Annotated in this window: 7 protein-coding genes and 1 tRNA gene; 4 read left to right on the top strand and 4 right to left on the bottom strand. The window is 65.7% G+C overall.

All coding sequences use genetic code 11. The annotated features are described in order from the left end of the window. Positions 1–1,462: wax ester/triacylglycerol synthase family O-acyltransferase (locus CSQ99_RS09520; protein ID WP_099038811.1), on the bottom strand; the 1,462-nt coding region annotated here is incomplete at its 3' end. A gap of 133 nt (positions 1,463–1,595) precedes the next feature. Between CSQ99_RS09520 and CSQ99_RS09515 the strand changes: the two genes are divergently transcribed. From CSQ99_RS09515 to CSQ99_RS09500, 4 genes are all read left to right on the top strand, one after another. Then, a tRNA-Arg gene (locus CSQ99_RS09515) sits at positions 1,596–1,668 on the top strand. A gap of 79 nt (positions 1,669–1,747) precedes the next feature. After that, positions 1,748–3,316 carry an alpha/beta hydrolase family protein gene (locus CSQ99_RS31675; protein WP_099038810.1) on the top strand — a complete coding sequence of 523 codons (1,569 nt, stop codon included), beginning with the start codon at positions 1,748–1,750 and terminating at the stop codon, positions 3,314–3,316. Positions 3,317–3,413: 97 nt separating this feature from the next. Then, complete coding sequence (locus CSQ99_RS09505; protein WP_099038827.1) at positions 3,414–3,743, top strand: hypothetical protein; 330 nt, start codon at positions 3,414–3,416, stop codon at positions 3,741–3,743. Between the two features lie 34 nt (positions 3,744–3,777). Next, a complete protein-coding gene (locus CSQ99_RS09500; RefSeq protein WP_099038809.1) occupies positions 3,778–4,530 on the top strand; it encodes an enoyl-CoA hydratase in 753 nt (250 codons plus the stop codon). A gap of 3 nt (positions 4,531–4,533) precedes the next feature. Here CSQ99_RS09500 and CSQ99_RS09495 read toward each other — a convergent pair whose 3' ends face one another. Genes CSQ99_RS09495 through pdhA form a run of 3 tightly spaced genes read right to left on the bottom strand, consistent with a single transcriptional unit; the run spans position 4,534 to position 7,924 of the window. Continuing rightward, entirely contained in the window at positions 4,534–5,757 is a 1,224-nt protein-coding gene (locus CSQ99_RS09495) for a dihydrolipoamide acetyltransferase family protein (RefSeq protein ID WP_099038808.1), read from the bottom strand. After that, positions 5,754–6,812, bottom strand: a complete 1,059-nt coding sequence (locus CSQ99_RS09490) for an alpha-ketoacid dehydrogenase subunit beta (protein WP_099038807.1) — start codon at positions 6,810–6,812, stop codon at positions 5,754–5,756. Before CSQ99_RS09490 ends, CSQ99_RS09495 begins: the two co-directional genes overlap by 4 nt. Then, complete coding sequence (pdhA, locus tag CSQ99_RS09485) at positions 6,809–7,924, bottom strand: pyruvate dehydrogenase (acetyl-transferring) E1 component subunit alpha (protein ID WP_099038806.1); 1,116 nt, start codon at positions 7,922–7,924, stop codon at positions 6,809–6,811. The genes CSQ99_RS09490 and pdhA overlap by 4 nt, the downstream gene beginning before the upstream one ends. Positions 7,925–7,989 lie beyond the last annotated feature (65 nt).

Raw genomic sequence — 7,989 nt, 5'->3', positions numbered from 1 at the left:
GGATGTGTATACCGGGTTCGGGCGGGTCTGTGGAGAACGACGCCGGGACCGCGCGACCGTCGCCACCCAGAGCCAGAACTTCGTCGAAACCCGACAGCAGGCAGCGGGCCCACAGATCCGGGTCGTCGATCGCGGCGCGATCGTAACGTGTGGTGATGGTGCAATACCCCGCCCGGGAGATCAGCACCACCATCATGGCCACACCCGGCAGCGGGCCAATTCCGTACTGCCGCAGAATCTTCGCGCCGGCGATGAACGTGTCGCCCGCATAGACGGGCACATTGCTGGCTTGCACATCGGAGTTGACGATCGACCCCGCCATGGACTCGAGCACCGAGTCGGGCAGCAGGCTGATCACCGGAGCAATGGCCCCGACCATGTCGATCGCCCGCTCTTCACGCTTGCTCGTCATCTGTTGGCGGATGTTCTTGATCCGCACCTCGGGGTCTTGCAGTCCGATCGGAGCGGCGAGATTGACTCCAGCGAACCGGTTTCCACCCGCGGGGTCCGCTTCAGATCGCAAGTTGACCGGAACCGCCATCGGCAATGCGTCGATGGGAACGCCTTTGGCATCGTGGTAGAGCCGTAGTGCGCCACACAGGCCGGCCAGGTACGCATCGTTGATGGAGCCGCCCGCCGCCTTGGCCGCGCGATGGATGTCACCGAACTTGATGTCGATGGCCTCGCTGCGCGACGAGAGGCTGCGTCGACGCAGCACCGGCGACGGGTCTGCGACGGGCCCCATCACTCGGGCACCGGACATCGCGTAGTCGATGATGCTGCCCATGCGTGAGATCGGGTCGCGGACGGCTTCGCCCACGACGTGGGCGGCGCCGGACACCACGCCGCGCACCCGCCCGACGATCGTGCCCGGCAGGCGTCGAACCCCTTGGCGCATCAAGTCGTTGGGTGAGAGGTCCTGCGGGATCGGTAGCGGCGGTATTGCCTGCGGCGCGGGTTCGCGCTCTAGGTCGTAGATATGGGCGAACATCTCGACGGCTCCGACCCCGTCCGTGATGGCGTGACTGAGATGCATCATGATCGCCGCGCCGCCACCTTCGAGCCCCTCGATGAGCGTCGCGGTCCACAGCGGCCTGGAGATGTCGAGCGGCGACTGCGCCGCGACGTCAGCGAGGTCGAGTACCTGGCGCAGGGTTCCGGGTTGGGAGATCCGAATCCGGCGGACGTGGAAGTCCAGGTTGAAATCGGGATCGATCACCCACCGCGGTGCCACCGTCGGCAGCGTCGGCGTGACGACCTTCTGACGCAGCCGGAGCACCTTGCGTGACGCGTTGTCGAACCTGCGCCGGAACTGGTCCCAGTCCGGGTCGCTGTCGAGGATCTCCAGCGTCATGATCCCCGAACGGGTGCGCGGGTTGGCCTCACCGCGATGCAGGATCTGGTCGAACGCGCTGAGTTCCTCCGGGAGTCCGTCCGCGTCCAGGTCCGGCACATCACTCATTGCTCGTCGCTCTCCTCCCGTACGGCCGTTCGGTGGTCACCACGCTAGTCCGCCGCGCGGTAGCGCGGCGTGCGTTTAGTGGCCGCCACGCAGCCTGGAGGCGACCTGAGGGGGCGATAGACTTCCGTGCGTTGCCCCCGTGGCGCAACGGATAGCGCAGCGGATTTCTACTCCGTAGGTTGCAGGTTCGAATCCTGCCGGGGGTGCCTACTTCGTGCCTGGATCTCGCGTACGATGCCCGTGAGCGATAGGGTTTGCTAGAAATCCTTGTGGAGGGGCGCACGAATGGCCAGGGCTGGAAGAAAAGACGCGGTCAAGGTCGCGATCGGCGCTGCCGCGATCGGGGTCGCAACGAGCGTCACCGCCGTTGCAGTCACCCAGCCGGCATCCATTTCCTCGTCCCTCGTCGATCTGGCGGCCCTCATCGTCGTCGGCAGCTCGACAAATCCCAGCGGAGCGGGCGTTGAAGATTTTTTTGGGGGCAGGTTCCAAGACGACATCTACACGGCAGGCAAGCCACCCGTCCGCGTGAATTTCTCGGAGGGCCCCGCCGGCATCCAGGCTGCGCTGGAAGCCAATGCCGACGACGACCGCAATGTCGTTCTCAGCTCCGGTTGGGGCGCCGCGAACGCGAGTTTGCTGCTGCTGGCGCAGAATCCGAGTTTCAGCGATAACACCATCTTCGTGCTGGACAACGATGTCGCCCGTCCGGACGGCGGTTTTGGCACCCGCTATCCATGGTTCGCGCTGATCGGAGTAAATCCCATTCCGACTCCGAGCAGCGTCCCCGACGGCGTCACAGTCGTTAACACCGGCTACGAGTACGACTACAATTCCAACGCGCCGGGATACGTGCTGAACCCGTTCTCCGCCGTCAATGCGCTGGCCGCCTACCTGAACACGCGCCTGAACCAGGCCGAGATCGACTTGCCCGTCGATGAAAACGGCGAACCTGCCGACTGCGGTGCGAATACGTGCGCGGTCACCGAGGGCGGCGCGCTGCTCCCTTGCCTCGACGCCCGCTGCACCTCACCAAATGACAGGATCACCGCGTACGTCACAAAGCGGAACGACACTACGTATGTCACATACACGACCAGAGAACTACCGCTGACCACCCTTATCCGCGGCGCCTTCGGTGACTACATCGCAAACGTCACGGCGCCACTATTGAAGCTGGCGGTCGACTTCGGCTATTACGGCGGCAACCCGATTCCGACGGATCCGAGCGCGTACCGCCCCGGGCGCCTATTTCCTTCAATCGGGGACATTGTCACGACCCTCCTGAAGCTCCCCGGTGCGATTGTGGAGACCATCGCGGCAATCTTCGCTCCATTCCAGCCGAGGGCGGCGCAGACCATATCCGCGGCCAGACAGCTCGAGTCAACCGACAGGATCGCCGGCGACAAGACCGACTTGCTGTCTTACGGCACCGACGAGCAGATGAACATCATGGACAACAGCTTCGGTGCTGTGCCCGGAGGCGACGAAGACAATGAACGCGCAGGCTTCGTTGACGCAAAGCAGGGAGACCCAGAAGACGGCCTGGGCACTGGACAACCGACGGAGCTCTCGGAGACCGACCTGACGGGAACCGGAACCGGAACTGCCATCGGCACCGGCACAGGAACTGGCCCCGCCACCGGAACCAACGACGACACCGACACCGACAACGCCACCGGGACCGGAACCGGAACGGGGACCCCGACCGGGACCGGCACGGGTACCGCAACGGGGACCGGCACCGGCACGGGTACCGGAACCACCAACGACAACGACAACGACAACAACGACAACGACAACGACAACGACGACGACGACGACAACGACGACGACGACGGGGATGCGGGCTAGCGAACGCTGTCCGCGAGATCTGCTTCGCTGCGGCGTTCGTCTCGATACACTCCACCACGTGAAATCCAAGGTCGCGGCCACAGCGGCCGCCGCACTGATGGCGGTGGCGCTGGCCGTCCCTGCGAATGCTTCCCCACCGAGCTACGGCAGCAACGGCGTCTTCAATGTCACCACCAACCCGCGCGACGGATGGGCGACGGCGTTCATCCCGCCGGGCCGGTACCGGGTCGATCAGGCACCGAGCATGTTCCCGTACCAAAGTGCGCAGGGCTTCTGGTTCCGCTGCAACAACTTCCCGTGCAGCCCCAGCTTTCCGGCCAATGTCATCGCGTCCGGCCCCGCTCAACGCGATGCCCCGACATTTGTCGACATCCTGCCCAGCGATGTCGCGGTGTCGCTGGCCAACGTCACGTTGACGAGCGCCTGACCCCGGCCCGGCGGCGGTCACTAGGCTGAGCCGCGTGTCTGATCTCGTACTGATCCACGTCGACCATCACGTCGCCGTCATCACCATCAACGACCCGGACCGCCGTAATGCGGTCACGGCCGAGATCTCAGCGGCGTTGCGGGCCGCGGTGGATGCCGTCGAAGCCAACCAGGACGTTAACGCGCTGATTGTCACCGGTGCAGGGAAGGCGTTCTGCGCGGGCGCGAATCTGACCGCGCTTGGCGAGGCCACCGAGGACGGCCTGCGCGTGATCTACGACGGATTCCTCGCTGTCGCCAACTGCGCGCTGCCGACGATCGCGGCCGTCAACGGCGCCGCGGTCGGCGCCGGGCTCAACCTCGCGCTGGCAGCCGACGTGCGGATCGCCGGTCCGGCGGCACTCTTCGATCCGCGGTTCCAGAAGCTGGGCATCCATCCTGGCGGCGGTGCCACGTGGATGCTGCAGCGTGCTGTCGGCCCACAGGTGGCCCGCGCGTCGCTGCTGTTCGGCATGAGTTTCGACGCCGAAACCGCGGTGCGCCACGGACTGGCGCTGCGGGTCGCAGAGGACCCGGTCGCCGCCGCCCGCGAACTCGCCGCGGGCCCCGCAGCGGCACCGCGCGACGTGGTCCTCGCGACGAAGGCCTCGATGCGGGCCACCGCCAATCCCGGTTTTGTCGACAGCGACCAGCACAGCATCGCGGTCGACACCGAACTGGGCCCGCAGGCCACCTCGATCGAGTCACCGGAGTTCGCACGCCGACTCGAGGCCGCCAAGCGCAGGTGACCTCTAGAGGTCCAGGAGTGCCAGTTCCGGCGCCTCGATGAGGGCACGTAGTTCGGTCAAGAATGCCGCGGCTTGTGCGCCGTCGATGATGCGATGGTCGAACGCGCACGTCAGCGACATCGTCGGACGTGCCACGACTTCTCCGTCGACGACGACGGCTCGCGGTTTCAGCGAGCCCATCCCGAGGATCGCCGCCTCCGGGTAGTTGATCACCGGGACACCGTCGTCCAGTCCGAGCGCACCAAAGTTGGACACCGTGAACGTGGAGCCCTGCAATTCGGTCGGTCGCAGCGTGCCTGCCCGGGCATCCGAAATCAGCCGCGCTACCGCGTCGGCGAGCTCACGGGTCGTCTTGTTCTGCGCGTCCTTGACGACGGGCACCAGCAGGCCGCGCGGGGCCGCCACCCCGAATCCCAGATGCACCGCGGAGTGCAGGTGGATCTGGGGGCCTTCGGTGGTGTCGACCCACGTCGCGTTGAGATTCTGGTGGTGCGTGAGCGCAATCGTCAACAGCCGCAAGGTGAGAACGAAAGGCGTGATCGGCACGTCGATGCCCGCCTGGTCGCGTAGCCGGTCACGCAAGCGCTGCAGGCCCGTCCCGTCCGCCTGCACACTCGCATGCGCATCAGGTATCTCCGTGCGCGACAGCGACATTCGATGCGCCATTTCCGCCCGCACACCGCGCACCGCCACCATGTCGGAACTTGGCGCAGACCGGCCCGCCGAAGACAGCACGTCCTCGCGGGTGATCACTCCGTCGGTGCCCGAACCTGCCAACTTGTTGAGGTCGACGTTCAGCTCCGCAGCCAGCTTTCGTACCGGCGGCTTCGCGCGCGGACGTGTCGACGCCGGTCGTGCGCTCCGTCTGCTGTCGTCCATCTCATCGTCGGCGCCGTATCCGACGAGCACCGGACGCCGCTTTGTGCCCGCTTCGACCGCCTTCTCGGCTGCCGTCGCGATACGGACCAACACCGCACCGACATTCAGCGTCTGCCCCTCACCGCCGCCAAGCTCGGTGATCAGCCCGGCGTACGGACTCGGGATCTCGACCTCGGCTTTGTTGGTCTCGACCGTGCACAGCGTCTGGTTCAGCTCGACGGTGTCTCCCACGGCGACGCTCCAGCTCGTGATAGTCGCGTCCTCGAGTCCTTCGCCGAGATCGGGAACGAGGAAGTCCCGTACCGCAGCAGCTGCCCCCACTTCGCGCGAGCGCTCATCGCCGGTCATGGCTGTTCCAGCGTCCGCTCGACGCAATCCAGCAGCCGGTCGACGCCCGGCAGCCACAGCTTCTCCAGCCGTGCCGGCGGGAACGGCGTGTCAAATCCGGTGGCGCGCAGGACCGGTGCCTCCAGGTCGTAGAACAGCTCCTCTTGGATGCGCGCCGCGAGTTCCGCACCGAAGCCCAATGTGCGCGGACCCTCGTGCATGACCACCGCACGGCCGGTCCGTTGCACCGATGCGGCGACAGTGTCGAAATCCAGCGGATTCAACGACCGCAGATCGACGACCTCCAGGCTCCAACCATGTTGTTGTTCAGCCAGTTCGGCGGCGCTGATCGCCGTGGCGACCAGCGGGCCGTAGGTGATCACCGTGACGTCATCGCCGCTGCGCCGGATCGCCGCGTGCCCAATCGGAAGACCCGGGGTGTTGGTGTCGACGGGCTCACGCGTCCAGTACCGCCGTTTGGGTTCCAGATAGACAATCGGATCCTGGCAGGCGATCGACTGCCGCAGCAGCCAATACGCATCCGTCGGAGTCGACGGCGTGACCACCTTCAGGCCCGCGGTGTGCAGCCAATAGCTTTCCGTCGACTCCGAATGATGTTCCACGGCGCCGATCCCGCCGAACGACGGAATCCGGATGGTCACCGGCATCTCGATGTCCCCGCGCGTCCGCATCCGGTACTTCGCCAAGTGGCTGACGATCTGATCGAACGCGGGCGCGGCGAACCCGTCGAACTGGATCTCGGGAACGGGTACAAAGCCGCGGATCGCCATCCCGATCGCGATGCCGATGATCGCGGACTCCGCAAGGGGTGTATCGAAGCACCTTTGCTCGCCGAAGGTTTGAGAAAGTCCCTCGGTGACACGGAAGACACCGCCGAGCGTGGCGACGTCCTCACCGAAAACGAGCACGCGCTCATCGGCTGCCATCGCGTCGTGCAGCGCCCGGTTGATAGCCTGCGCCATGGTTAGCGTCTGGACGTCCGGCATCGTGGTCAACAGCGCCCGGTGCGGTTCGTCGTCGCCGTGAAATATCGGTCGCTCGATGATCTGAGTCACGCTTCTGCCTCCTTCGCGATCTCCGCCAACACTTGCGCGCGCTGTGCCAACAGATCCGGGGTGATGTCGTGATAGACGGTGTCGAACACATCGGTGATCTCGAAGTCGACTGCGTCGACGACCGACTCCCGCAGTTCGGCGCGTAATCGCTTCGATCTGGCAGCTATTCGGTCCTCGAGCCGTGCGGTCCAAACGCCTTCTGCCTGCAGATAAATGCGATAGCGCTCAATCGGATCTCGTGTCGCCCAGTACTCGAGTTCCTCGTCGGACCGGTACCGGGTGGGGTCGTCGGAGGTGGTGTGCGGCCCCATCCGGTAGGTAACCGCCTCGATCAAAGTCGGGCCGCCACCGTCCCGGGCACGCCTGGCGGCCTCTGCCGTCACCGCATAGCAGGCCAGCACGTCGTTTCCGTCCACCCGAATTCCGGGCATCCCGTATCCGATGGCCCGGTGCGCGATGGAAGGCCCTGCCTGCTGTCTGCTGACCGGAACCGATATCGCCCAATGGTTGTTCTGCACGACGAAAATGCATGGTGCCTTGAACACGGCCGCGAAGTTCAACGCCTCGTGAGCATCACCTTCACTGGTCGCGCCGTCGCCGAGAAAGGCCAGCGTCACCGAGTCCTCACCGAGGCGTTGGGCCGCCATCGCCGCACCTACCGCGTGCAGGCCTTGCGTGCCGATCGGGATCGAGATCGGTGCGACACACTTCTCGGTGAACCCCAGCCCCCCGTGCCATTTACCCCGCCAGACCGCGCCCAGCTGCGCCGGCGTGAGTCCACGCAGCAGGAACGCGCCGATCTCGCGGTACTGCGGGAAAAGCCAGTCGGTTTTGGGCAGACAGGCCGCCGCGCCGATCTGCGTGGCCTCCTGACCGCGGCACGACGCGAACAGCGCCAGCTCACCCTGGCGTTGCAGGTTGACGAACTCGGTATCCAGCTCGCGGGTGATGACCATCGACTCGTAGAGCCAGGTCAGCGTCTCGGGTGGGAGGTTCCGTCGGTACCGCGTCTCGGCGGTCGCCGTCCCGTCCGGGGCGACCAGCTGTATCGGCTCCAACTCGACGCCCGAATGTGACGCATGCGTCCGCGGGCTCGCATCGATCCCTGCCATACCGCCTCCTAGGGTCACTGACGGCGGGTCGCGCCGTCAGGCGACTGAGGTGCTCAGCACGGAGG

The organism is Mycobacterium neglectum (assembly GCF_002591975.1).
GTDB classification, from domain to species: domain Bacteria; phylum Actinomycetota; class Actinomycetes; order Mycobacteriales; family Mycobacteriaceae; genus Mycobacterium; species Mycobacterium neglectum.
This window is presented reverse-complemented; position numbering and strand designations above follow the sequence as displayed.